General features: G+C 39.3%; 27 protein-coding genes. 25 read left to right on the top strand and 2 right to left on the bottom strand.

The annotated features are described in order from the left end of the window. Positions 1-92 precede the first annotated feature (92 nt). On the top strand, positions 93-1,160 hold the full coding sequence (locus tag NST65_RS16450) for an MraY family glycosyltransferase (RefSeq protein ID WP_024423627.1): 1,068 nt from the start codon (positions 93-95) through the stop codon (positions 1,158-1,160). 35 nt (positions 1,161-1,195) lie between these two features. Here the strand turns inward: NST65_RS16450 and NST65_RS16445 are convergent, their stop codons facing one another. After that, a complete protein-coding gene (locus NST65_RS16445; protein ID WP_111926812.1) occupies positions 1,196-2,287 on the bottom strand; it encodes an LCP family protein in 1,092 nt (363 codons plus the stop codon). Next, entirely contained in the window at positions 2,284-2,940 is a 657-nt protein-coding gene (locus tag NST65_RS16440; RefSeq protein ID WP_111926810.1) for a YigZ family protein, read from the bottom strand. Before NST65_RS16440 ends, NST65_RS16445 begins: the two co-directional genes overlap by 4 nt. A gap of 220 nt (positions 2,941-3,160) precedes the next feature. On the opposite strand from NST65_RS16440, the gene NST65_RS16435 reads away from it, so the two are divergent. From NST65_RS16435 to NST65_RS16320, 24 genes are all read left to right on the top strand, one after another. Continuing rightward, a complete protein-coding gene (locus tag NST65_RS16435; RefSeq protein ID WP_003213166.1) occupies positions 3,161-4,336 on the top strand; it encodes a sensor histidine kinase in 1,176 nt (391 codons plus the stop codon). Positions 4,337-4,400: 64 nt separating this feature from the next. After that, positions 4,401-5,090, top strand: coding sequence for a two-component system response regulator DegU (gene degU, locus NST65_RS16430; protein WP_008348273.1), 690 nt, complete (start codon positions 4,401-4,403; stop codon positions 5,088-5,090). 215 nt (positions 5,091-5,305) lie between these two features. Next, positions 5,306-6,148, top strand: a complete 843-nt coding sequence (locus tag NST65_RS16425) for a DegV family protein (RefSeq protein ID WP_024423625.1) — start codon at positions 5,306-5,308, stop codon at positions 6,146-6,148. Positions 6,149-6,265: 117 nt separating this feature from the next. Further along, positions 6,266-7,666, top strand: a complete 1,401-nt coding sequence (locus tag NST65_RS16420; RefSeq protein ID WP_309300290.1) for a DEAD/DEAH box helicase — start codon at positions 6,266-6,268, stop codon at positions 7,664-7,666. Between the two features lie 48 nt (positions 7,667-7,714). Beyond that, positions 7,715-8,008 carry a competence protein ComFB gene (locus NST65_RS16415; protein ID WP_024423623.1) on the top strand — a complete coding sequence of 98 codons (294 nt, stop codon included), beginning with the start codon at positions 7,715-7,717 and terminating at the stop codon, positions 8,006-8,008. Positions 8,009-8,034: 26 nt separating this feature from the next. Further along, a complete protein-coding gene (locus NST65_RS16410; protein WP_258521759.1) occupies positions 8,035-8,691 on the top strand; it encodes a ComF family protein in 657 nt (218 codons plus the stop codon). A gap of 56 nt (positions 8,692-8,747) precedes the next feature. Beyond that, positions 8,748-9,167 carry a TIGR03826 family flagellar region protein gene (locus NST65_RS16405; RefSeq protein WP_034281098.1) on the top strand — a complete coding sequence of 140 codons (420 nt, stop codon included), beginning with the start codon at positions 8,748-8,750 and terminating at the stop codon, positions 9,165-9,167. A 79-nt stretch (positions 9,168-9,246) separates the two neighbouring features. Beyond that, the gene (flgM, locus tag NST65_RS16400) at positions 9,247-9,510 is read left to right on the top strand and encodes a flagellar biosynthesis anti-sigma factor FlgM (protein WP_024423620.1); all 264 of its coding nucleotides are present in this window, start codon (positions 9,247-9,249) and stop codon (positions 9,508-9,510) included. Between the two features lie 18 nt (positions 9,511-9,528). Next, a complete protein-coding gene (locus NST65_RS16395; protein ID WP_024423619.1) occupies positions 9,529-10,011 on the top strand; it encodes a flagellar protein FlgN in 483 nt (160 codons plus the stop codon). 15 nt (positions 10,012-10,026) lie between these two features. Then, positions 10,027-11,547, top strand: coding sequence for a flagellar hook-associated protein FlgK (gene flgK, locus NST65_RS16390; RefSeq protein WP_024423618.1), 1,521 nt, complete (start codon positions 10,027-10,029; stop codon positions 11,545-11,547). A gap of 9 nt (positions 11,548-11,556) precedes the next feature. Next, on the top strand, positions 11,557-12,465 hold the full coding sequence (gene flgL, locus NST65_RS16385) for a flagellar hook-associated protein FlgL (protein WP_081124903.1): 909 nt from the start codon (positions 11,557-11,559) through the stop codon (positions 12,463-12,465). Between the two features lie 46 nt (positions 12,466-12,511). Next, positions 12,512-13,090, top strand: coding sequence for a DUF6470 family protein (locus NST65_RS16380; RefSeq protein ID WP_081124902.1), 579 nt, complete (start codon positions 12,512-12,514; stop codon positions 13,088-13,090). Positions 13,091-13,118: 28 nt separating this feature from the next. Further along, positions 13,119-13,553 carry a flagellar assembly protein FliW gene (fliW, locus tag NST65_RS16375; protein ID WP_024423615.1) on the top strand — a complete coding sequence of 145 codons (435 nt, stop codon included), beginning with the start codon at positions 13,119-13,121 and terminating at the stop codon, positions 13,551-13,553. After that, on the top strand, positions 13,547-13,771 hold the full coding sequence (csrA, locus tag NST65_RS16370) for a carbon storage regulator CsrA (RefSeq protein WP_008360181.1): 225 nt from the start codon (positions 13,547-13,549) through the stop codon (positions 13,769-13,771). The genes fliW and csrA overlap by 7 nt, the downstream gene beginning before the upstream one ends. A gap of 161 nt (positions 13,772-13,932) precedes the next feature. Beyond that, entirely contained in the window at positions 13,933-14,274 is a 342-nt protein-coding gene (flaG, locus tag NST65_RS16365) for a flagellar protein FlaG (protein WP_034281093.1), read from the top strand. Between the two features lie 20 nt (positions 14,275-14,294). Next, positions 14,295-15,824 carry a flagellar hook-associated protein 2 gene (locus tag NST65_RS16360; RefSeq protein ID WP_111926808.1) on the top strand — a complete coding sequence of 510 codons (1,530 nt, stop codon included), beginning with the start codon at positions 14,295-14,297 and terminating at the stop codon, positions 15,822-15,824. Positions 15,825-15,841: 17 nt separating this feature from the next. Beyond that, positions 15,842-16,246: a flagellar export chaperone FliS gene (gene fliS, locus NST65_RS16355; RefSeq protein WP_024423612.1), complete on the top strand. Its 405-nt coding sequence runs from the start codon at positions 15,842-15,844 to the stop codon at positions 16,244-16,246. Beyond that, positions 16,243-16,584 carry a flagella biosynthesis regulatory protein FliT gene (gene fliT, locus NST65_RS16350; RefSeq protein WP_041115575.1) on the top strand — a complete coding sequence of 114 codons (342 nt, stop codon included), beginning with the start codon at positions 16,243-16,245 and terminating at the stop codon, positions 16,582-16,584. Before fliS ends, fliT begins: the two co-directional genes overlap by 4 nt. Before the next feature lie 13 nt (positions 16,585-16,597). After that, entirely contained in the window at positions 16,598-16,978 is a 381-nt protein-coding gene (locus NST65_RS16345) for a hypothetical protein (RefSeq protein ID WP_041115576.1), read from the top strand. 33 nt (positions 16,979-17,011) lie between these two features. After that, complete coding sequence (locus NST65_RS16340; RefSeq protein WP_046313069.1) at positions 17,012-18,697, top strand: methyl-accepting chemotaxis protein; 1,686 nt, start codon at positions 17,012-17,014, stop codon at positions 18,695-18,697. Between the two features lie 188 nt (positions 18,698-18,885). Further along, positions 18,886-19,449, top strand: coding sequence for a ribosome-associated translation inhibitor RaiA (gene raiA / locus NST65_RS16335; RefSeq protein ID WP_024423608.1), 564 nt, complete (start codon positions 18,886-18,888; stop codon positions 19,447-19,449). 198 nt (positions 19,450-19,647) lie between these two features. Continuing rightward, positions 19,648-22,173 (top strand): preprotein translocase subunit SecA, encoded by a 2,526-nt coding sequence (secA, locus tag NST65_RS16330; RefSeq protein WP_024423607.1) that lies wholly within the window; start codon positions 19,648-19,650, stop codon positions 22,171-22,173. A 67-nt stretch (positions 22,174-22,240) separates the two neighbouring features. Next, a protein-coding gene (gene prfB, locus NST65_RS16325) for a peptide chain release factor 2 (protein WP_111926806.1) occupies positions 22,241-23,342 on the top strand; the annotation gives its coding sequence in 2 pieces (ribosomal slippage) (positions 22,241-22,312 and positions 22,314-23,342; 1,101 coding nt in all). A 124-nt stretch (positions 23,343-23,466) separates the two neighbouring features. Next, the gene (locus NST65_RS16320) at positions 23,467-25,260 is read left to right on the top strand and encodes a M3 family oligoendopeptidase (RefSeq protein WP_111926804.1); all 1,794 of its coding nucleotides are present in this window, start codon (positions 23,467-23,469) and stop codon (positions 25,258-25,260) included. Positions 25,261-25,277 lie beyond the last annotated feature (17 nt).

Below are 25,277 nucleotides of genomic sequence, written 5' to 3'. Positions count from 1 at the left end.
GGGGAGCTTGTGATCATCCTCTATTCAATTGTATAATGGAAAGAGCGGCCAATATACAAAATACAGATTTCAATTTAGAAGGAGACTGACCTATGGATTACGAACGCGCCTTATTAGCGTTTTTTGTCTCTCTGGCTACAGTTTTAATTGTGACACCAATCGTCAAAAAGTTTGCAATTAAGATTGGTGCAGTGGACCAGCCGAATAAACGAAAAGTTCATGATAAAGTAATGCCTCGAATGGGCGGTTTGGCAATTTTTATTGGGGTAGCGGCTGGAGCATTAGCAGGCGGGCTGTTTCTACATAATAAAATTACAGCAATTTCAGTTGGTGCCGTACTTATCGTCATTCTAGGTATATTTGATGATAAATATAATTTAAGTGCAAGATTTAAATTTCTCGTACAAGTTCTTGTTGCTTGTCTGATTGTAAGCACAGGCTTAAAAATGGACTTTTTCTCTGTTCCTTTCTTAACAGATCGAATTGAGTTAGGCTGGATGGCATATCCCCTAACCGTGTTATGGATTGTCGGAATCACAAATGCCATTAATTTAATTGACGGCCTTGATGGACTGGCTGCCGGTATTTCTGTCATCGGTTTGTCAACCATTGCCGTGATGGCATTTTCAGCTGATAAAATTTTGATTCTTTCATTATCCCTTGTTGTCATTGGCAGTACCATCGGCTTTCTCTTTTACAACTTTCATCCAGCGAAGATTTTTATGGGTGACACCGGTTCGCTTTTTTTAGGCTATATGATTTCGGTACTGTCACTATTAGGGCTGTACAAAAGTGTCACTTTGTTTAGTGTTGTTGTCCCAGTGATCATCTTAGGTGTCCCTATTTTCGATACCACTTTTGCCATCATTAGACGAATATTAAACAAACAGCCGATTTCAGCACCTGACAAATCTCATATTCATCATAGACTGATGGCCTTTGGCTTGTCCCATCGCATGGCTGTCATCGTGATTTATATGATTGGCTTAGTCTTTAGCTTAAGTGCCATTTTGCTGACAAGTGCCACCATATGGTTATCACTGATTATTATCTTTTTACTGGTCATGTTCATGCAAGTGATTGCGGAAGTTACAGGATTGGTGAATGAAGAGTTTAAACCATTTACGAAATTTTATAAACGAATGGTCAAAAGACAATAAAAAACAGCCCGTTCCTAGGAACTGGGCTGTTTTTATTATTGTCCAGGTGTGCTGGTCGATGAGTTAGGTGTATCACTTGTCCCCGTTTCACCAGAGGACGGATTGGTTTGTGAATCTGTTTCAGTTGAAGATTCAGCAGGCAGCTTTAAATGCGTCCGTAATTCATTTTGGACGTTAGCTAAATTGGTCGGATCTGGCTCAAAGTAATACGTGCGATTTGGCCCTAAATAAAGGTCTGATCCCTTAATTGAAAGAGTTTCTGTGTCGTCTCCTTTAAATCCGCTGTAGATTTGCTGAAGGGCAAGACCTTCTGTGATACGGAAATTGGTCGTAATGTGATCACTGACTTCTTTCGCAATGTTATCGACGTTCGCAATGTTATTTGGCTTCGCCATTTGATCAATCATTGCACGTAAAATTTGTTTCTGACGATCGTTACGTCCGAAATCACCGCGTGGATCTTGTTTTCTCATCCGTGCGTAAGCAAGTGCTTCTTCCCCGTTTAAATGCATATTGCCTTTTTTGAAGTAAATCTTTTTCGATTTTTTAACATCACTTTTTTCATTGAAGTCAAATGGAACATCGATATCAATTCCGCCGACTTCATCAATGACATCCTTGAATCCGTCAAAATCAACGGTTGCATACTTATCAATCGGAATATGCAAGAATTGTTCGACAGTTTCGATCGTTTCGTCTTTACCACCTTTAGCAAATGCTGCATTGATCTTTTCTTTACTTCCTGTTGTATCACTTGCAAGCTGTACGCGTGTGTCACGAGGGATACTAACCATTTTCATCGTTTTGTCTTGGGGGTTAATCGTTGCAACAATGAGTGAATCTGAACGGCCATGATCACCCTTTGTGGCATAATCCTCAATTCCGACAAATAGTACAGAGAAAGGTTTTTTCTTAATATCAATGACAGCATCACGAAGATTCGATTTCTCTCCACGGTTTAGTTCATCATATGTTTTGTCAGCAGCTTGAAGAGTATTGACGATTTTATATACTGCAAATCCGCCCATGCAGATGATAAGAAGCAAAAATAAGACCAGAATACGTTTGATAATTCTCTTCTTCTTACTCTTTTTCTTTCGTACACGCACTTTTACTCGTTGTGTCATTCATCTGTCTCCTTTATCGGACCAATGTCCTTTTCTAAATAAATAAGTTCGCCTTCTTTTGTAACACTCTTTCCATTTGTCAGCTCAGTCATCCACTCAATGAACTGCTCTGTTTGTGTTTCTTCGACATATGTCTCAAAAATAACATCTTCTGCATAATGGATTTCTTTTAGCTGAAAAGATGAGGCTCTAAGCTCATTCTCTACCTTTCCAAGCCATGTATAATCTATTGTTGTGTGCATTGTACGCATTAAACAGCGCTCTACCATTCCAACATGGTTGATAGCTTCTGATACAGATTTTCCGTAGGCACGAATCAATCCACCGGCACCAAGCTTGATACCGCCGAAATAACGAGTGACCACAACGACTGTATCTTTCAGCTTCCGTTTTTTTAGCACTTCAAGCATTGGCACACCTGCTGTACCGCTTGGTTCACCATCATCATTTGCCTTTTGAATCAGGTCATGTTCACCAATGAGATAGGCTGAACAATTATGTGTGGCATTCCAATGTTGTTTTTTAATGGATTGTATAAATGCTTGTGCTTCTTCTTCTGAGACAGCACGCTGTATATGACAAATAAAACGTGATTTTTCAATGACGATCTCATGCTCGCCACGACTTTTTACTGTAAGATAGCGATTCAGCAAAAGACATACCCTCCTGACAAGCAAATTGTAAGACTAGTGAAAATTTGCATTGGTTTTAGAATTTTACAGCGTATTTTGTTATGATGATAGGAGCGGAAAAAGGGTCGTCATAAAAACTTCATGATTATACGCATTCTTTCATTATAATTCGACATAAAATGCAGATCAATGACATTTATAATAAAAAAAGATGACATCACTGTTACGGGAGGGAAAAGCCATGACAACACCCAAAATGGATCCGAAATTATTGGATTCAATCATCATGAAAATGCTAAGTACAGTTGATGGCAGCAAGGACGAAGTATTTAGAATAGGCGAACAGTCCCGTCAACAATATGAAAGCCTAGTAGAAGAGCTGAAGCAAATCAAACAGCAAGTAAACGAAGTAATTGATTTTGGGGATAAGCTGGAAGTCCATACAAGACATGCTAGAAACCGCTTATCTGAGGTCAGCAGAAACTTCAACAAATTCAGCGAAGAAGAAATACGTGAGGCCTACGAAAAAGCACATAACTTGCAAGTGGAACTCACCATGATCCAGCAGCGCGAGAAGCAGCTGAGAGAAAGAAGAGACGATCTGGAAAGACGATTATTAAGCTTACAAGACGTCATTGAACGTTCTGAAACGCTTGTGAGTCAGATTACAGTGGTTCTCAACTATCTCAACCAGGATTTACGCCAGGTCGGCGTTTTACTTGAAGATGCTCAGGCAAAACAAGATTTTGGTCTCAGAATTATTGAAGCCCAAGAAGAAGAACGCAAAAGAGTGTCTCGGGAAATTCATGACGGCCCTGCTCAAATGCTGGCAAACGTGATGATGCGTTCCGAATTAATTGAACGGATTTTTAGAGACCGCGGTACAGAAGAAGGTTTTAAAGAAATTAGAAGTCTCAGACAGAATGTGCGAAATGCACTGTACGAAGTGAGAAGAATCATTTATGATTTAAGACCGATGGCTTTAGATGATTTGGGACTGATTCCGACACTGAGAAAATACTTAAACACAATTGAAGAATATGATGGAAAAACCAAAATTACGTTCCAATGCCTAGGTGATACAGAAAGCGAAAGAATTGCTTCTCAATTTGAAGTAGCACTGTTTAGACTAGCCCAAGAAGCTGTCACAAATTCATTAAAGCATTCTGAAGCTGAAGAAATCTCTGTCAAAGTAGAAGTAACGAAAGACTTTGTGACCTTAATTATTAAAGACGATGGAAAAGGCTTTGATATGAAAGATGTAAAAACAAACAAAAACAAATCCTTCGGTTTACTTGGCATGAAAGAACGCGTAGACTTACTGGAAGGTAAAATGACCATAGACTCAAAAATAGGTCTAGGGACATTCATCATGATTCGCGTGCCATTAACATTGCAAAATAAAATTGTAAAATAGAGTCAAAAGACATATTGACCATAAAGTTCAGGTGTAGAACAATAAACATGGGGAGGCGTAGCTTGTGACTAAAGTAAATATTGTAATTATTGATGACCACCAATTATTCCGTGAAGGTGTCAAACGGATTTTAGATTTTGAACCTACTTTTGAAGTTGTTGCAGAAGGAGACGACGGTGACGAAGCTGCACGTATCGTAGAACACTATCATCCGGATGTTGTCATTATGGACATTAATATGCCGAATGTAAATGGTGTTGAGGCTACAAAGCAGCTTGTTGAGCTTTATCCCGAATCAAAAGTCATTATTCTATCTATTCATGACGATGAAAACTATGTAACACATGCATTGAAAACAGGGGCGAGAGGCTACCTGTTAAAAGAAATGGATGCAGACACACTCATCGAAGCAGTGAAAGTTGTAGCTGACGGAGGCTCTTATTTACACCCGAAAGTCACTCATAACTTAGTAAATGAATTCCGACGCCTAGCGACTAGCGGCGTTTCAGCACATCCACAGCACGAGGTATATCCTGAAATTCGCAGACCACTTCATATCTTAACTAGACGTGAATGTGAAGTTCTTCAAATGTTAGCTGACGGAAAGAGCAACAGAGGAATCGGTGAATCGCTCTTTATTAGTGAGAAAACAGTCAAAAACCACGTGAGTAACATTTTGCAAAAAATGAATGTAAACGACCGTACACAAGCTGTTGTTGTAGCTATTAAAAATGGCTGGGTAGAAATGAGATAGTGTTCCGGACAAGTACTCCTTTTTCGCCTGTTTTTATTCTCTCACATTTTAGGTGAAGGGAAATGATATACAGGGTAAGGATTCTTTTTCGGATATAGAGGGCTTGCCTATTGATTAGGCAGGCTTTTTTGATTACTATTATAAATCTAATGAAAAAATGATCATTCTTTTAAAATAAAAAAGAGTAACTTAACGAATAAGGAAGGTATTTAAGAATGAAAATAGCCGTTGTAACAGACAGTACTGCTTATCTACCACAAGAGCTGCGTGATAAACATAATATTCATATGATCCCCCTTAACGTCATCTTCGGCAGTGAATCATACCGTGAAGAAATAGAAATGGACTGGAAGACATATTATGAAGAAATCAAAAAACACAAAGATCTTCCAACAACCTCTCAGCCTGCTTTCGGTGAATTAATAGCCTTATATGAAAAACTAAGTGAAACATACGACGCCGTGATTAGTATCCACCTTTCAAGTGGAATTAGTGGAACGTATAATAGTGCGGTCTCAGCGAATGATCTAGTTGACGGGATTGATATTTACCCGTTTGATACAGAAACAAGCTGTATGGCACAAGGTTTTTATGTGTTAGAAGCTGCTGAAAAAATCCAAGAAGGTGCTTCTTTAGAAGAAGTGTTAGCGCATCTAAATTACCTGAAAGAAAGTCAGCGGGCGTATTTTATGGTAGACGATTTAACTCATTTGCAAAGAGGCGGCAGATTAAATGGTGCTCAGGCTTTTATTGGAAGCCTCTTAAAGGTAAAGCCTATTTTGCATTTTGACAACAAGCTAATTGTTCCTTTTGAGAAGATTCGCACACGTAAAAAAGCCATTTCACGTATTTTTGAATTATTTGATGAAGATGCATCACGTGGTGTTCCGATGAGAGCAACACTGATACATGGTAATAGAGAAGAAGAAGCAGAAGAATTAATTGCGCACTTATCAGAAAAATATCCTCATGTTGAATTTTATAAAAGCTACTTTGGTGCCGTAATCGGCACCCATCTAGGTGAAGGCTCTTTAGCCCTTGGTTGGGTGATTAGATAATTCCTAAAAAACCTCTTTTCGTATGGAAAAGAGGTTTTGTTTTTTGATTTTACCTGTTGGACGAAAGGTCCTGTCTTTGCGCATAATGGCCAAACATCAATTGAAAGGTGTTTGGTAATGTTGAATATGGACAAAGCAATGGAACTAATGGGGCAGCTGCATTCACGCCATCTGCTCACCGTTGAAACAAAGTGCCCACAGTCCAATTTAGATTGGCTGGAGGAGAAGGGCTTAGTCAATCGGTCTCCAGCCATTGAGAGGAAAGCAAATGGTTTTACATGCTGCCGGTGCGGTGTATCACACAAGCGGTATTTCGCTCATTCTCCATGTGAAGTGTGTCAAAAGGATTGTGTGTACTGTAGATCATGCATCATGATGGGAAAAGCAGCAGAATGTGGGTTTCTTTATGAATGGACAGGTCCACAAATGGTAGAAACAGGTCGAGCCGAATTAACATGGCAGGGAGAGCTGTCTAAAGGACAAAAAAGAGCGTCAGAAAGAATGATTGAAGCTATTAAAAACAAATTTGATCTACTTGTTTGGGCGGTTTGCGGAGCAGGGAAAACGGAAGTGCTTTTTCATGGAATCGAATATGCATTAAATCAAGGAATGAGTGTCTGTATTGCGACTCCTAGAACAGATGTTGTGCTTGAACTCGAACCGCGGCTTAGAAAAGCATTTCAAGGGGTGATAATTACCGTACTTTATGGAGGCAGTTCTCAAAGGTTTCAAATAGCACCGCTTGTGATCACCACAACCCACCAGCTGATGAGATACAAAAATGCTTTTGATGTGCTTATTGTAGATGAAGTCGATGCCTTCCCTTATTCAATGGATGAGCGACTCCAATTTGCTGTTCTAAAGGCGATGAGAAAGAACGGAGGGGTTAGGATTTATTTAAGTGCGACACCCTCTAAAAAAATGACGAGAGAGGTTTCTCGCGGAAAACTGGAAGCGATAAAAATTCCTTTGCGTTTTCACAAGCACCCATTACCCGTACCGACCTTTCATTGGATCGGACATTGGAAAAAGAAATTAAAAAAGAACCAGCTGCCCCCTAAAGTGATGAATTGGATGCAGAGACATATTGCAAATAAGAGAAGAATATTACTTTTTGTTCCTTCAATTGCTGTCATGAAGAAGGTAACGAAGATTCTACGAGAACAATCCTTAAACGTGGAGGGAGTATCTGCCGATGATCCGGATAGGAAACAAAAGGTTCAGCACTTTAGAGATTACGTATACGATGTACTAGTTACAACCACTATTCTAGAAAGAGGCGTAACCATTCCAAATGTTCAAGTGGGGGTACTAGGTTCGGAATCTACTATTTTTACAGAGAGTGCACTTGTTCAGATTTCTGGACGGGTAGGCAGACATCCGGATTATTGTACAGGAGATGTTTTCCTTTTTCATTTTGGTTTAACGAGAAGTATGAAACAAGCAAAGAAGCATATCGTAAAAATGAATGATACGGCTGCAAAAGAGTTTTCTGAAAAACAGTGTGGGTTCAACTAAATCATGGTACATTATATTCACAATACACAAATGGCAGGAGAGACAAATATGCTACTCAATGCAAAAGAAATACTACTCAAGGAAATTCTCAATCAATATCTCAACCAATTAAACATGATTTGTCATTGTGAAAAGTGTATGGAAGATGTATTAGCGATTTCACTGAATCAAGTGAAACCACAATATATAACAGATATCGATAAAATATCCTACAGTAAATCTGAGATGGTGGATAAACAGAAGAATACTGCGATGCTGGTCATTCTGACAGAAGCAGCTTCCAAGGTTTCCGCATTTCCAAGGTGTGAAAATCGTCTGCTGCTGAACAAGGAAACCAATTGATTTGTCAAATTTGCGAGGGACATTTTGTGCCTGCTTTTACATGGAAATCATTCCTACTATTAAATGATGATCGTCTTTGTGTAGCATGTAAGAATCACTTAGTAAAGATTGAGCGTCCTATTTGTCCAACGTGCGGAAGGGCGCAGTCAAATGACCAATTATGCCAGGACTGTAATAGATGGAATGAACGCTCTGATTCTACTAAAGTCCTTGTAAAAAATAGGTCAGTTTATACTTACAGCGAGTTGATGAAAGATGTCCTTGCCCGCTTTAAATTTCGGGGTGATACGGCTTTAGTTGAGCTGTTTAAAAGAGATGTGCAAGCAGCATTTAAACATTCCTTCTGCATAAAAGACCCATTGCTGATACCAATCCCTTTAAGTCATGAAAGACTAAAAGAAAGAGGATTTAATCAGTCCGTGATAATCGCTTCTTTGCTAGATAAGCCAATATTGCAGCCACTCGTGAAAATACATCAAAGTAAGCAGTCTAAAAAAAAGAAAAATGAACGCCTAGATCAAAAAGGATTGTTTCAAATCAAGCAAACAGATGCGATTGTTCAAAGGGATATTATATTAGTTGATGATATCTATACAACGGGAGCAACCATCTATGATGCGGCAAGAATTTTGAAAGACGCAGGTGCTAAAAGTGTTTCTTCTTTTACGTTGATACGTAGTTAAAAATCATGATAATTAACCGATAATAAGAAAAGAAAATAACGTAAGGGGTTTTGGTTATGAATCAATTGGCAAACTGTCCACAATGTAATCAGCTATTTTTAAAAACCACCATCCAAACGGTTTGTAACAAATGCTTTGAAGAAGAAGAACGTTCTTTTGATATCGTATATAAATTCTTGAGAAAACAAAGTAATAGACAATCAACGATCGCTGAAATAGTAGAAGCAACAGACGTTGATGAAGAATTAATCTTGAAATTTATTCGTTTGAAAAGACTGCAAATTAGTCAATTTCCAAATATTAATTATCCTTGTGAAAGATGTGGCAAAGCGATCAGGAAAAACAAGCTATGCAGCCAATGTGAACAGGATATTCATTCGCAAATCAGCCAAATGAACCAAGAAGAGGAGCGTAAAAGGGAGATTGAATCTAGGAAAAAAGACACCTATTATGCCATTAATCCTAAAAACGACTGATTCCCTAAACTAAGTTGCAGTTTGGTCGATAAAATGGATAGAATCAAGACAGACTGTAACGGAAAGCGAGAGGAATCCCGTGAAAATTAATCGATATGGAACACAACCAGTAAATCCTTACAAGAAAACATATGAGAAACAAACGTTGCAATCGAATCAAGCTAAATCAACTGATAAAGTCGAAATTTCTAAAAAGGCAATCGAAATGCAAAAGGTGCCGAATATTATGAGAGAACGTCAAGATAAAATTGACCAAATTAAAAAAAGCATTGAAGCCGGAACATATCAAGTAGATACAAAAGGCATTGCAGATAAAATGCTGAATTTTTATAAACAACAATAACAAAAGGGAGCAGCGTGAATGTCAGTTAAAATAATTATTGAAGAACTGCATCGTCTCTATGGATTGCATGAACAGCTTTTAAAGTTGTCTAAGGATAAAACAGAAATGCTGAAAAGCAATGAGATTGATGCTCTTTCAGAGGTCCTGAATTTAGAGCAAAAGTATATTCAGGCCATTTCTCAATTAGAAGAAAAACGAATTGAAGCGACCGTTCAATTTTTACAAAGTGATCAATCACCAACCATCACTGCATGTATCGAAAAGGCTGAAGGTACAGATCAAGAAGAGCTCATTTCATTATATGAGAAACTAAATGACATCATGGTGGAACTAAAAGATGTAAATGAACTGAACAAGCAGCTTATTCAGCAGTCACTTCAATTTATTTCACTGACATTCGATCTCGTTAACCCTAATAAAGAAAATATGAATTACGGACAAAATGGTCTTGAGAGTTCAAAGCCTAAACAGCAAAGGGCTTTGTTTGATTCAAAGGCGTAAACAAGGAGGATACCAATGGGTTCTACATTCATGGGGCTAGAAACGGCAAAAAGAGGCATCACAGCCCAGCGTGCAGGGCTTTATGTCACATCAAACAACGTCTCCAATGCAAATACGGAGGGCTACTCAAGACAAAGAGTGACCTTTAAAGCAGAAAATCCTTATCCAGTCATTTCTGTTTATGACGGCAAAACGTATGGCCAAATGGGGACAGGTGTACAAGTTGGAACCGTTGAAAGAATTCGAGACAGCTTTTTAGATCTACAATACAGAGATCATAATAATAACTTATCTTACTACTCAACGAAGTCAGATGCCCTTTCACAGATGGAAGGGGTTATGAATGATTTGACGGATGAGGGCTTGAACAGAGCTTTTGATAATCTATGGAAATCATTACAGGTCTTATCGGAATCAAAAAATGCTGATACGGCTTCTGCACGTACAGTTGTTAAAACAAGTGCACAGGCTTTAGTTGACCAATTCCGTCTGCTCAATTCTTCTTTAACAACGATACAAAAGAATTTAAAAACGGAACTCGATTCAACAGCCAAAGATGTAAACACTCTTTTATCTCAAATAGATGAAGTGAACAAACAGATTGCAGCAGTTGAGCCAAATGGATATCTTCCAAATGATCTTTATGATACACGTGATACTTTGGTCGATCAATTATCCTCACTTGTCGATATTAAGGTCAGCTACAATCCACCTGGCGGTAATGCACTCAAAATTGCTGAAGGAACTGTCAACATCGACATTATCGGTGCAAATGGACAATCTGCTGGAAACATTTTGAATGGTATTACGAACGAAAAGTCTGAACTGCAAATCTCTTACGATAATACAACGGGACTTGTTAACTCACTTCAATTCGGAACAACAACAATTGCAGCGGATCAATTACAAGTGAACGGTAAAGTAAAAGCACTTGTTGAAGCTTATGGCTACATGTCAAACGGTGCTGAAAAAGGCATGTATCCAGATATGCTTGCAGAGCTGGATGAAGTAGCAAAAGTATTCATGGATACATTTAACGATGTACATAAGCAGGGGTACACGTTAAATGGTGCAAGTGGACAAGACTTTTTTGATATCGAAAATAACAATGAGTTGAATAAAGGTTTGGCAGCTCGTATTAAAGTGAGCGATGTCATTTTAGCATCAACAGATAATATTGCTGCATCTCTCAATCAAACACAAGGTGACGGTTCGAATGCTACGAAATTAGCTAATATACAAGACTTAAAGTTACCAATCGGTGGAAATACAACGACAATTCAGGATTATTACCAAAATGTGATTGCTGAGATGGGGGTACAAGGGAAAAAGAACATGACGCTTGAAAGCAGTTCAGCTGCTCTTGTCAATTCAGCCAATGAACGTAGAATGTCGACTAGCGCTGTCTCCATTGATGAAGAAATGACGAATATGATCCAATTTCAGCATGCATATAACGCGGCTGCGAGAATTATGACATTACAAGATGAAGTATTGGATAAGGTCATAAACGGCATGGGTGTCGTAGGAAGGTAGGGATAACAGATGCGAGTCACACAAGGAATGATTTCACAAAACTCACTGCGTAATATTAGTAAAAGTTATGAAAAACTATCTAAAATTAATGAACAGGCACAAACAGGCAAACGTTTTACGAAAACGTCTGATGATCCTGTTGCAGCAGTAAAAAGCCTTCAATATAGTACTGCCTTGTTCCGAAATGAACAATATAAAAATAACTTAAATGAAGCACAAAACTGGATTGATACATCGGAAACAAGTGTCACTGAAATCATTGATATTATGTCAAATATACGAGATAAAGTGCTTGATGCGGCAAATGGAACAAAGCAGCCCGAAGATTTAGCAGCTATCGGAGTGGAAATTGGCCAGATGAAGAATCAAATCATTGATGCAATGAACACTCAAATGCTAGGTAAGTTCGTATTTAATGGGACAAATACAAATGTTAAACCAGTTGTTGAGAATGCAGACGGAACGTATACATTTAACTTCGAAAATTATACAGATGCGAATGCTGTTCAAGCGAATATTTCTGATGGTATCACTTTAAATGTAAACTCAAATCCAATCTCAGCGTTTGGCGGACAGGCTAACGGTCAAAATGTCATTGAAATGCTGACTGATTTAGAAAACTCATTGAAAAATGGAACGTTCGCGAATTCTGATGATGCATTAGCAAGTATCGATCAGTTTAAAGAAGTGATGAGTGCTGAGCGATCTGACTTAGGAGCGCGTTCGAATCGTGTTGACTTAGTAGGAAGTCGTTTGACTTCACAATTTCAAGTACTGAAAAATGCTAAATCAGATAATGAAGATGTTGAAAGTGAAAAGGCAATTCTTGATCTTCTTCAACAAGAGACGGTGAATAGAGCTGCTTTAGCGACAACAGCTAAAGTCATTCAGCCATCCCTTGTTGATTTCTTAAGATAATAAAAAGCATCCGATGGGTGCTTTTTTGCATCATGGAGGTGAACATATGCAAATCCCTAGATTGTTAATGCAGCAAACCTATGCAAAACTTCAAATGTCGACAACTCCTTCCCAGCAAGAAGTAGAGCAGCCACGAGCTGATCTTGAGATTCAGCAGCCACGAGCTGTCATGAATATCAAAAGGACACCGTCGAAATTAACCATTGATCAAACCGAGGCATTTGCCGATATGGACATCAAGTCAATTTTTAGACGTTCTGAGGAATGGGCAGCTGAGGGGAAGCGTGCTGTTGGAGAAGGAATGGGTCGAAGAGCGGAAGAAGGAAGTGAACTCATCAAGATCGAGAATGGTGGGAATGCGATTGCTGAGTTTGCCAAAATCAATGGCAGTCCCCCAGCAAAACAATTCACCATTGGTGTGATACCTTCATTCTTTAGTGTGAAAATTCACTATCAGCCTTCTGAGCTTCAAATTGATGTGGAGCCGCAAAAAGCTATCATAGAGGCCACACCTCATAAACCAATCGTTAACTACCAGCCAGGTAAGGTCAATATTGATATGTTACAATACCCAGAATTAAAAATAGAAGTTGACGAAACGGGCCAAAATGGTGATAAGGTATAGTTAAGAAAAATGAAAAAGGTCGTGAATTATGATCATTCAAACAAAATACCATGGTGAAGTGACAATCAAAGAGGAGCAAATCATTCACTTCTCTAACGGGATACCAGGATTTCTGGATCAAAAACAGTTTGTCATTTTGCCTTTATCAGAAGAGTCTCCATTTTTAGTTCTTCAATCATTAAATAACTCGGCATTAGGTTTTATCGTCAGCAGCCCGTTTTTATTCTTCAATCAATACGAATTTGATTTAGACGAAACGGTTGTAGACATTCTGGAAGTAGAAGATGCCAATGATGTGGAAGTAATGGTTATTTTAACAATGGAATCATCTATTGAAAAAACAACAGCCAATTTAAGAGCGCCTATTATTGTGAACCGGAAAAACATGAAAGCCAAGCAGGTGATTTTGCATGATTCAGCCTATCATACAAAACATTTGTTAGAGGTGGCATCCTCATGTTAGTGCTGTCTCGTAAATTAAACCAGTCGATTCAAATAGGCGATGATATTGAAGTCAAGATTATTTCAATCGAAGGCGATCAAGTGAAAGTCGGGATTGAGGCTCCTAAGCACATCGATATTCACAGGAAAGAAGTGTACCTGTCAATTCAAGAAGAGAACAATCGTGCTGCTAGTTTATCCTTAGATCTCCTCTCTCAATTATCCTCACAAAAAAAGTGAGGATTTTTTTATCGCATTCAGCTGTCCTTCTCCGTGTGAAAGCGTTTCGATACAGATGTTCATGATCTATAGGAAACTTTAACAAATCGGTCCATCTATATTTAATTTGCAAATTCAAAGCCGATATAAAAGATAGATTAAAGCACAGGAGCTGAATAACTATGTCTGTTGGTAAGTTGACATCGCTAGAGCCAATTATCGATGCATTTCAAACCCGTGTTTCTAATAACCAGAATGACAATGTAAACTCTGACTCACAAGCAAATGGCAGGGCTGTTTCAAAAGAAGAAATTGAAAAAACGCTTCAAGGGGCAAACAAGCTGATTGAACCTACTCAATTTCATCTTCAATTTGAATTACATGAAAAACTCAACGAATATTATGTCAAAGTCGTAGATAACCAAACAGATGAAGTCATTAGAGAAATTCCTTCCAAGGAATGGCTTGATTTCTATGCAGCAATGACAGAAATTGTCGGTTTATTTGTAGATAAAAGAATGTAAATGAAGGGAGAACATAAATAATGGTCAATCGTATTACTGGATTTTCAAATGTGTTCGATATTGATGAAATCGTATCAAAGCTGATGAAAACGGAGCAAGCACCACTTGATACAATGACGCGTCAGAAACAAACGCTTGAATGGCAAAGAGACAGCTATCGCGAGGTTAACTCGAAAATTAAAGAATTAGATGATTTGATTAACAGTTTAAACTTAACGCGTCCAAGTACATATGGCGCCAAAAAGGTGACAAGCTCTAATGAATCTGCTGTCACAGCAACTGGATCAACAAATGCGACCTCTGGCTCTATTCATGTCACTCAGCTAGCGACAGCTTCCGTCTTCAAATCCTCTGGTACATCTGGATTTACACCAACAAACGGAACGTTTACGTTTGAAGTGGCGACACCAGATTCGACAAAACCAAAAACGGTGACAATCAATACTTCTGATACCGATACAATTGATGACATCGTGAAAAAGCTGAACAGCGCGCAATTAGGTGTGACGGCTTACAAAGGCCAAATCTCTGATGGCACTAACTACGTGGATACCATCGCTCTTACTTCTCGAACAACGGGTGAAGGCGTCAGTATTAAAGCAGCTGATGGCAATTCGGCTTCATTTTTAACGCAATTAGGCTTCCAAGTAGATGGAGATAACAAATTAGTTGCGACCACTCAAGGACAGAAGGCGCAATACGAGATTAATGGTCTGAAAATGGAAAATAACAACAATACATTCACACAGGCTGATATTACGTACGAGCTTAAAGCAACCACAGATAAGCCCGTCAGCTTAAACGTTTCAACAGATGTGGATGCAATATATGATAAAATTAAACAATTTGTTGATAAATATAATGAACTCGTTGAGCAGATTAATGGAAAAGTCAATGAAAAGAAAAACAGAGACTATCATCCATTAACGGCTGAAGAGAAAAAAGCGATGTCTGAAAAAGAAATAGAGCTATGGGAAACGACCGCGAAGTCTGGCTTGCTGAGAAGTGATTCCATTTTACGATCTGGTGCCTCTAAAATAAGAAGTGATTTGTATGCTAATATTACGACAAGTGATGCGAATAAAATCCAACTCACACAAATCGGTATTTCGACATCATCCAGCTATAAAGATGGTGGGAAGCTTGAATTTATTAAGGATAGTGATGGAGTAGAGAAATTAAAAAAAGCCATTGAAGAAGACCCGGAGAAGGTCAGACAAATGTTCATCTCGGGTAGTTTAAATGTGGATTCAAAGGATAAAGACAAAGCGCAGCAGCAATATCAAGAACAAGGAATCATCTATCGTATCAAAAATTCCTTATCAGACTTTTCGAAGAGCATTCAAAAAAAGGCTGGCAGCATAACAATGGAATCAAAGGAATACGGACTTGGTAAGGACCTTGATTCTTTGACAAAACGAATGAGTACATTCCAAGATCGTTTAAAAATGGTTGAAGCCCGTTACTACAAAAAGTTTAACGCCATGGATAGTGCAATTCAAAAGCTAAACAACCAATCTGGCTACCTTTCTCAACTGCTTGGACAATAATTGGAGGTTTATAACATATGGCAATACAGAACCCTTATGCCGCCTATCAAAAAAATTCTATTGAGACCGCAACACCTGCCGAGTTGACGCTTATGCTTTATGAAGGCTGCTTAAAGTTCATCAGAATAGCGAAGCATGCCATTCAAAAAGAGGATGCAGAAACGAGAAACTTGAACCTGAAAAAGGCTCAAAACATCATTCAAGAATTAAATGTCACCTTAAATCGTTCCTATGACGTATCAAAGAGTATGGCAAGTATGTATGATTACATTTATCGCAGACTGATAGAAGCCAATCTTCAAAATGACGAAGAGATATTGAATGAAGTAGAAGAGTACGTAACTGATTTTCGTGATGCATGGAAGGAAGTCATTCAAACCGATCGAAAAGGCCGTCACCACTCTATCGGGGGCTCTCTATGAGTATTGTGGACCAGCTGCATGATCAAACATTAAAAATGGCAGCCGAAATAGCGGAAAATCCGCAAAGTGAGACACTTGTTGAAGACTTTGATGCCTTTTTAATTGAGAGAGACGAATTAATGAGAGATATACAGCATGAATTGACGGATCAAGAAAAAGAGAAAATCCGCGAAATCATCCAAACAGATCAACAGATGGCGAAGCAATTAACGGTTATCCAAAATGGAATAAAGGCAGATATTCAAGCCATACAAAAAAAGAAAACAAAACAGCTGAATTATCAAAATCCATACCAGCCCATAACAAGTGACGGCGTATACTACGATAAACGGAAATAAATAGGTGAGACCTGTGGCGTATCGTTCAAATGACTATATTTTATTAACCACATATTATGAGCTTCTATACACGATAGAAGAGAGTCTAAACTATTTAGATGAAATTGAGAAGGATTTTGACAAAACAGAAGGGGATCGGATCTTTAATGATCTGATCCATGCCTTCTTTCATTTAGACACAACACATCCTCTTCTTCTTTCAATTATTGAAAATGAACACTTTGCCAAAACGATTCGTTCGTTTGATCAAATATTTTTAAGTTTTGATGTACTAGCTTTCTATACATTCCCTTCAAATCACTTCCAATCATTCCTGAAAACATACTTTATACCTGAATATAGAAAGTGGATGGATGAAATACATGCCTGTATGAGGCCGTATGTCATTCATTAATTTTTGTCCAATTCAGACCATTCGGAGGAAATTATGAGACTAAAAAATCAATTTTTATTCGGGCTTATTGTCATATGTGTATTGTTTGTCAGTATGTTAGGATTCTCAAGCTTTCTCTATTACAAAACAGATCAATCCTATAAAGCGCTATTAAGCAAGGAAGTGAAGCTTTATCAGACATCGCTGGAATTAGAAACTCTTCTGCAAAAGCAGGAAGCACAGATTAAAACATATGTCGTCGTGCAAGATGCTGAAAATTTGCAGAAAATTGAGCAAACATATGAAGATATTAATAAGAAAACAGCAGAAGCTTCTAAAATGAGTACGGTCAAACAAGCAAAAAATCTATTAGATCAAATCTCAGAAAAAAATTATCTCTACTACACCTCAACAAATCGATTATTTAATTCATTAAATATGCAAAATCAAAAAGAATTCAACACCCGCCTCAGTCAAGAATTACAACCTATCGAACAAGAAATACATACCTTTACAAAAGAATTCGCTCAAAATCAGCTAAAACAACGTGATCAAAAAATCAATCAGCTCAATCAAGATAGTAATCAATTATTGCTTACACTCATTTTGGTCAGTGCAGCGATTATTGTTGGCCTTTTGGTGATTGGGATCAGATTTGTTCATCGCATGACAAAACCAATTGTTTCTGTCACAAATGCCGCAAAAAGGATGGCAGATGGTGATCTTACCCTTGAAGAGATTGAAGTGACCTCTAAAAATGAGATTGGTCAACTCGGCACAGCCTTTAATCAAATGACGGCTCATTTGCGTCAGCTTATTTTGCAAGTGCAAAGCGGATCAAGACAGCTTGCTGATTCTGCTGCTCAATTTGAGGAAACCATCAGTCAAACGATATCGGCTAGTGAGCAGACATCTAGCTCGATTGAACAGGTCAGTGAAGCTTCACGTGAACAATCAGATGCGGTCGGAAAAGTGGCATCCGCCATTCAGGAAGTGTCGACTGGCATGCAAAATGCAGCTGTACACACGTCCGATGTTTCGGGTCACTCAATTTCAGTGACTGAAAAGGCTGAAGAGGGTGCCGCCCTTATTCAACAATTTGTGCAACAAATGAGTTCTATTAAAGAGTCTGTGAATGAACACCATTCCACAATGGCCCATGTGCAAGCGCAGTTTACAGGCATTCAAGATCTGTTAGGTCATATCCATGCCATTGCTGACCAGACGAATTTGCTTGCTTTAAACGCAGCTATAGAAGCAGCAAGAGCGGGAGAACATGGAAGAGGCTTTGCAGTTGTAGCAGATGAAGTGAGGAAACTGGCAGAAGAATCTAGTCAGTTGACAGATCAAATTAGTCAATTACTCGAGAACGTGAACAAAGATACAGAAAGGTCATCACAATCGATGACGAAGGTTGAGCGGGATGTAGCAGAGGGTGTAAAAGTATCACAATTATCTGAACAAAGCTTCCATGAAATATTGGAATCTATTCGTGATATTTCAATGAAAGCAGAAGAGCTGTCAGCCACTGCAGAACAAATTTCTGCTAGTACAGAGGAAATTTCTCAAACGGTTGGTTTCATTGAAGAAGGTGCGAAACGAAACTCAGAAGAAACAGAGTACATGTCTGCTGCTGTTGAAGAATCATTAGCGGCCAATGAAGAGATGAAAGCGGCTGCGGAGGATCTAAAATCCTTATCTCAATCGCTGAAAACATCGATTTCATCTTTTACCATTTAATGTACGCTGGTCTTTTTCAAGAATCAGCCGAATATATATTCATCACCTATCAAGCAACAGTTGAAGCACCGCAAAATTCGACAAATTTCAATAAATATTCACATTTTTTTTACGTTTGAGCAGGAGAAAAGGAGGGAAAAGTAGAAATAGGTTTACATATCCTTAATTTTAAAGGAGGCGTTCTTTACATGAATTACAATGTCAGAGGAGAAAACATCGACGTAACACCTGCACTAAGAGATCATGTCGAGAAAAAAATTGGAAAGCTGGAGCGTTATTTTGAGACAGATGTAGATGCTTCAGTCAACGTGAACTTGAAGTTTTACAACGATCAAGAATCTAAAGTTGAGGTTACCATTCCAATGACTGATCTAGCACTTCGAGCTGAGGTGCATAATGAGGATATGTACAATGCAGTAGACCTAGCAGCCAGTAAATTAGAACGTCAAATTAGAAAGCACAAAACAAAAGTAAACCGTAAATTCCGCGAGCAAGGTGCCAAAAAGCACTTATTTGCTGGAGGAAATGGTACGGCTGAAGTAGCAGTTCAAGATGACGAAGAGATTGATGAAACAGAAATCGTCAGACAAAAACGTTTCAACTTAAAGCCGATGGATAGTGAAGAGGCCATTCTCCAAATGAACATGTTAGGTCATAGTTTCTTCGTTTTCACAAATGCTGAGACAAATTTGACCAATGTGGTTTATCGCCGAAATGACGGTAAATATGGACTCATTGAGCCAAACGCTTAAATATCAGTTGATGCTGATTCAAAAACAACCTAAATAAAGTAAACCCGTTCCCTTCATAAGGGGCGGGTTTTTTGTGCGAAATTATGGCAAATTCTTTGGAAATGAAAGAAGGTATGGTATGATAAATGCAGGTAAATATGGACCTGTCAAACTTTTGGACATGCCGAAAAATTGCATGAAATAGAGGAGCGTTATTATATGCTTGGAATCTTAAACAAAGTGTTTGATCCTACGAAACGTACGATCAGCCGATATGAAAAAAAGGCAAATGAAATCGAAGCTCTCGCTCAAGATTTTGAAAAATTATCTGACGAGGCTTTACGAAATAAAACGATTGAATTTAAAGAAAAACTTGAAAAAGGACAATCCGTGGATGACCTGCTGGTTGAAGCATTTGCAACGGTTCGCGAGGCATCCCGCCGCGTAACAGGAATGTTCCCGTTTAAGGTGCAGCTCATGGGGGGCATCGCGCTTCATGAAGGTAACATCGCTGAAATGAAAACAGGTGAAGGTAAAACATTGACTTCAACAATGCCTGTTTATTTAAATGCTCTTTCTGGAAAAGGCGTCCACATCGTGACAGTCAACGAATACTTGGCAAGCCGTGATGCGCAGGAAATGGGCAAAATTTTTGAGTTTCTTGGTTTAACAGTCGGCTTAAACTTAAACAGCTTAGACAAAGATGAAAAAAGAGAAGCGTACGCCGCTGATATCACGTATTCAACAAACAATGAACTCGGCTTTGACTATTTACGAGATAACATGGTGCTTTACAAAGAGCAAATGGTTCAGAGACCGCTTCATTATGCCGTGATCGATGAGGTTGACTCCATTTTAATTGATGAAGCGAGAACACCTCTTATTATTTCAGGACAAGCTGCGAAATCAACAAAGCTTTATGTACAAGCCAATGCATTTGTCCGCACATTAAAAATCGAAGATGATTTCACGTATGATATTAAAACAAAAAGTGTGCAGCTGACTGAAAGCGGAATGACGAAGGCGGAAAAAGCATTCGGCATTGAAAACCTGTTTGATGTCAAACATGTCGCGCTGAACCATCACATCGCTCAGGCGCTGAAGGCACATGTTGCGATGCAAAAAGACGTGGATTATGTGGTAGAAGAAGGCCAAGTAGTCATCGTTGACTCCTTTACAGGACGTTTAATGAAAGGACGCCGTTATAGTGAAGGTCTGCATCAAGCCATCGAGGCAAAAGAAGGTCTTGAAGTGCAGAACGAAAGCATGACACTAGCAACAATTACGTTCCAGAACTACTTCCGTATGTATGAAAAATTATCTGGTATGACTGGTACAGCAAAAACGGAAGAAGAAGAATTCCGTAACATTTACAACATGCAGGTTGTGTCAATCCCGACCAACCAACCAGTGGTTCGTGATGACAGACCTGATTTAATTTACCGCACAATGGATGGTAAATTTAAAGCAGTGGCTGAGGATGTTGCGCAGCGCTATATGACAGGGCAGCCAGTTCTTGTCGGAACAGTAGCAGTTGAGACATCTGAGCTTATTTCTAAGCTGCTTAAAAATAAAGGCATTCCTCATCAAGTGTTAAACGCAAAAAACCATGAGCGTGAAGCACAAATTATTGAAGAGGCTGGTCAAAAAGGTGCTGTGACCATTGCAACAAACATGGCAGGACGTGGTACAGACATCAAGCTTGGAGAAGGTGTAAAAGAACTTGGAGGTCTGGCTGTTATCGGGACAGAGCGTCATGAATCCCGTCGTATTGATAACCAGCTTCGCGGACGTTCTGGACGTCAAGGAGACCCAGGGATTACCCAATTCTATCTCTCCATGGAAGATGAATTGATGCGCCGATTTGGTGCAGAGCGGACGATGGCGATGCTTGACCGCTTTGGTATGGATGACTCTACACCAATCCAAAGTAAAATGGTGTCTAAAGCCGTTGAATCATCTCAAAAACGTGTAGAGGGGAACAACTTTGATTCCCGTAAGCAGCTTCTGCAATACGACGATGTGCTTCGTCAACAGCGTGAAGTAATCTACAAACAACGTTTTGAAGTCATCGATTCTGACAACTTAAAATCAATTGTCATTAATATGATCCAATCTTCAATTGAGCGTGCTGTGGGATCTTATACGCCAAAAGAAGAGCTGCCTGAAGAATGGAAACTAGATGGTCTTGTTGAATTAATCAACACGAACTATTTAGACGAAGGTGCCATTACGGTCAAAGATATCTTCGGTAAAGAAGCAGATGAAATCACAAGCTTCATCATGGATCGTATTAAAGAAAAATACGATGCAAAAGAAGAAACATTTGGCGAAGAACAAATGCGTGAATTTGAAAAAGTCATCGTTCTTCGTGCGGTGGATTCGAAGTGGATGGACCATATCGATGCAATGGATCAGCTGCGCCAAGGTATTCATTTACGTGCGTACGCACAAACGAATCCGCTTCGTGAATACCAAATGGAAGGATTTGCGATGTTTGAGCATATGGTTGCTTCAATTGAAGATGACGTGGCCAAGTATGTCTTGAAATCAGAAATCCAAAACAACCTAGAACGTGAAGAAGTGGTTCAAGGTCAAACAACGGCTCATCAGCCGCAAGAGGGCGATGAGGAGAAGACAGTGAAGAAGAAGCCGGTACGTAAAGTCGTAGACATTGGACGAAACTCCCCATGTCACTGCGGAAGCGGCAAGAAATATAAAAATTGTCATGGGAAGACAGAATAAGTAATGGAAAGAGGTGAAAACCTCTTTCTATTCATGTCAGCCCCCATACATCTATGAGGTGAAGGATATGGAATTAGTAGAAATTAGACAAGAGCTTGAAAATATGGCTAGCAGGCTAGCTGATTTTAGGGGGTCTCTTTGACTTAGAAACAAAAGAGGCCAAAATCGCAGAGCTTGAAGCGACGATGTCAGAGGCTGATTTTTGGAATGATCAGCAAAAAGCTCAAGGCGTTATTAATGAAGCCAATGCACTGAAGGATTCTGTGAATTCCTATCATGAGCTCAGTGAATCGCATGAAGAGCTGCAAATGACGCATGACTTATTAAAGGAAGATTATGACGATGAGCTTCATGCAGAGCTTGAAAAAGAGCTGAGGAACTTAACGAAGCAGTTTAACGAATTTGAGCTACAGCTTCTTTTAAGCGAACCTTATGATAAAAACAATGCCATTCTGGAGCTTCACCCAGGTGCAGGCGGTACTGAATCACAGGACTGGGGTTCTATGCTTCTGCGAATGTACACTCGCTGGGCAGAGCGCAGAGGCTTTAAGGTCGAAACGCTTGATTACCTTCCAGGTGATGAAGCAGGAATTAAGTCTGTGACTTTGCTCATCAAAGGGCATAACGCATACGGTTACTTAAAAGCTGAAAAAGGTGTCCATCGTTTGGTTCGTATTTCTCCTTTTGATTCTTCTGGCCGCAGACATACATCCTTCGTTTCCTGTGATGTCATGCCGGAATTCAATGAAGAAATTGATATTGATATTCGGACAGAGGATATCAAGGTGGATACGTATCGTGCAAGTGGAGCTGGCGGGCAGCACGTCAATACGACGGACTCTGCCGTTCGTATCACACATATTCCAACGAATGTCGTCGTGACATGCCAAACAGAAAGATCACAAATTAAAAACAGAGAACGTGCGATGAAAATGCTGAAATCGAAACTTTATCAAAAACGGATCGAAGAACAGCAGGCAGAATTGGACGAAATCAGAGGAGAGCAGAAAGAAATTGGCTGGGGTAGCCAAATCCGTTCTTATGTATTCCACCCTTATTCTCTTGTGAAAGACCATCGAACCAATACGGAGATGGGAAATGTTCAAGCAGTGATGGATGGAGATTTAGATTCATTTATCGATGCGTACCTGCGTTCGAAATTATCATAAAAACTCGGCTTCTTGCCGGGTTTTTTTAATTGTGAGAAAATATAATGAATATAAAGGAATACATACGACATACTGATTCTATATCCTTTGTATGATGAAATTAGCAAATAAAGGGGGAAATATTTTGGGATTAACACCATTGCAAGAAACGTGGGATTTAGATGCCTTTTTTAAAGGAGGCAGTTCTTCACCAGAATTTAAGACATACCTGCAAAATATTCAGCAGCTATTAGATGAATTACGACAAAAGGTGAATGCCTTTTCAAAAGAAGATACACACGTTGAAAGCAAATTAACGTCTGTCCTTGACACGTATGAAACTACATATAAAAAATTATCTCAAGCAGGTTCATTTGTAACCTGCCTCCAAGCTCAAAATACGAAGGATATGAAAGCAGGCAGCCTTCGAGGTACGATTGCCAAGCTGGAAGCTGATTTAGGAACCATCCTTGCACTGTTTGATCAAGCGCTTGCTGCTATCCCAGCAAACAAGTGGGAAGAACTGATGAATTCAACCGCCTTTTCAGATGTCCGCTACATATTAAATGAGCGGAGAGACCGTGTGAAGGATCAATTACCTGTTGAACAAGAAACGCTGATTCAAAAGCTGGCTGTAGATGGGTACCATGCGTGGGATGAGCTTTATTCCAGCTTAGTGAATAAAATTACCATTCCGTTTGAACAGCATGGAGAAACACAGATGATCTCTGTAGGCCAAGCGGAAAATGCGATGGATGATTCAGATCGTGAAGTCAGAAAGGCTGTTTACCACAACCTAGAGCATGCATGGACGCAGGATGAACATTTATTTGCTAGTACGCTCAATCACCTTGCTGGCTTTCGTTTGCAAGTGTATGAAGCAAGAGGCTGGGAGCACATTTTAAAAGAGCCGCTTGAAATTTGCCGTATGAAACAAGAAACCCTTGATGCAATGTGGTCTGTGATTGATGAACATAAGCAGCCATTCATTGATTATTTACACCGAAAAGCTGACATGCTTGGAGTGGATAAGCTGAGCTGGTTCGATGTTGGGGCTCCTATCGGGAGTGAGACCAAAATCTATCCTTATCAAGAAGCAGCTGCTTTTATTGTGAAACATTTCGGAGGATTTGGAGAAGAGCTCGCTGCTTTTACAGAAAAAGCCTTTAATGAACGCTGGGTAGAAGCTGAGGACCGTCCAAACAAACGGGTAGGCGGCTTTTGTACAAATTTCCCTGACAGCGGAGAATCACGTATTTTTATGACTTTCTCAGGAAGTCCATCCAATGTGGCGACACTAGCGCATGAGCTTGGTCATTCGTTTCATCAGGAAGTGATGCAGGATGTTCGCATACTGAATCGCAAATACGCAATGAATGTAGCTGAAACAGCGTCGACATTCGCAGAAATGATTGTAGCTGATGCCTCATTAAAAGAAGCGGCAAATGAAGAGGAGCGGCTCAGCCTGTTAGAGGATAAGCTGCAGCGCAGTGTAGCTTTCTTCATGAACATTCAATCTCGTTTCTTATTTGAACAGCGCTTTTATGAAGAGCGTAAACAAGGAGAAGTGCCGGCTGACAGATTGAATGAATTGATGGTCGAAGCGCAGAAGGAAGCGTTCGGTGACTCATTAGATGAATACCATCCGCATTTCTGGGCTTCTAAGCTGCATTTCCATATCACGAATGTTCCATTTTATAATTTTCCATACACCTTTGGATACATGTTCTCGTTAGGAATTTACGCAAAAGCATTGCAGGCTGGTACATCGTTTGAAGAGAAATACATTGCATTATTAAAGGATACTGCTTCAATGACAGTAGAAGATTTAGCCAAAAAGCATCTAGGCGTTGACCTTACCCAAAAAGCATTTTGGGAAGAAGCCATTCGTTTGGCTGTAGCAGATGCTGAAGAATTTTTAGAGGTGACAAAAAAATAAAAAATGAAAAGCTCCTA

Source organism: Bacillus sp. FSL P4-0248, assembly GCF_038593305.1.
Classification (GTDB): domain Bacteria; phylum Bacillota; class Bacilli; order Bacillales; family Bacillaceae; genus Bacillus; species Bacillus safensis.
Note: the sequence above shows the minus strand (reverse complement) of the source record. Positions and strands in the feature narration are given on the sequence as shown.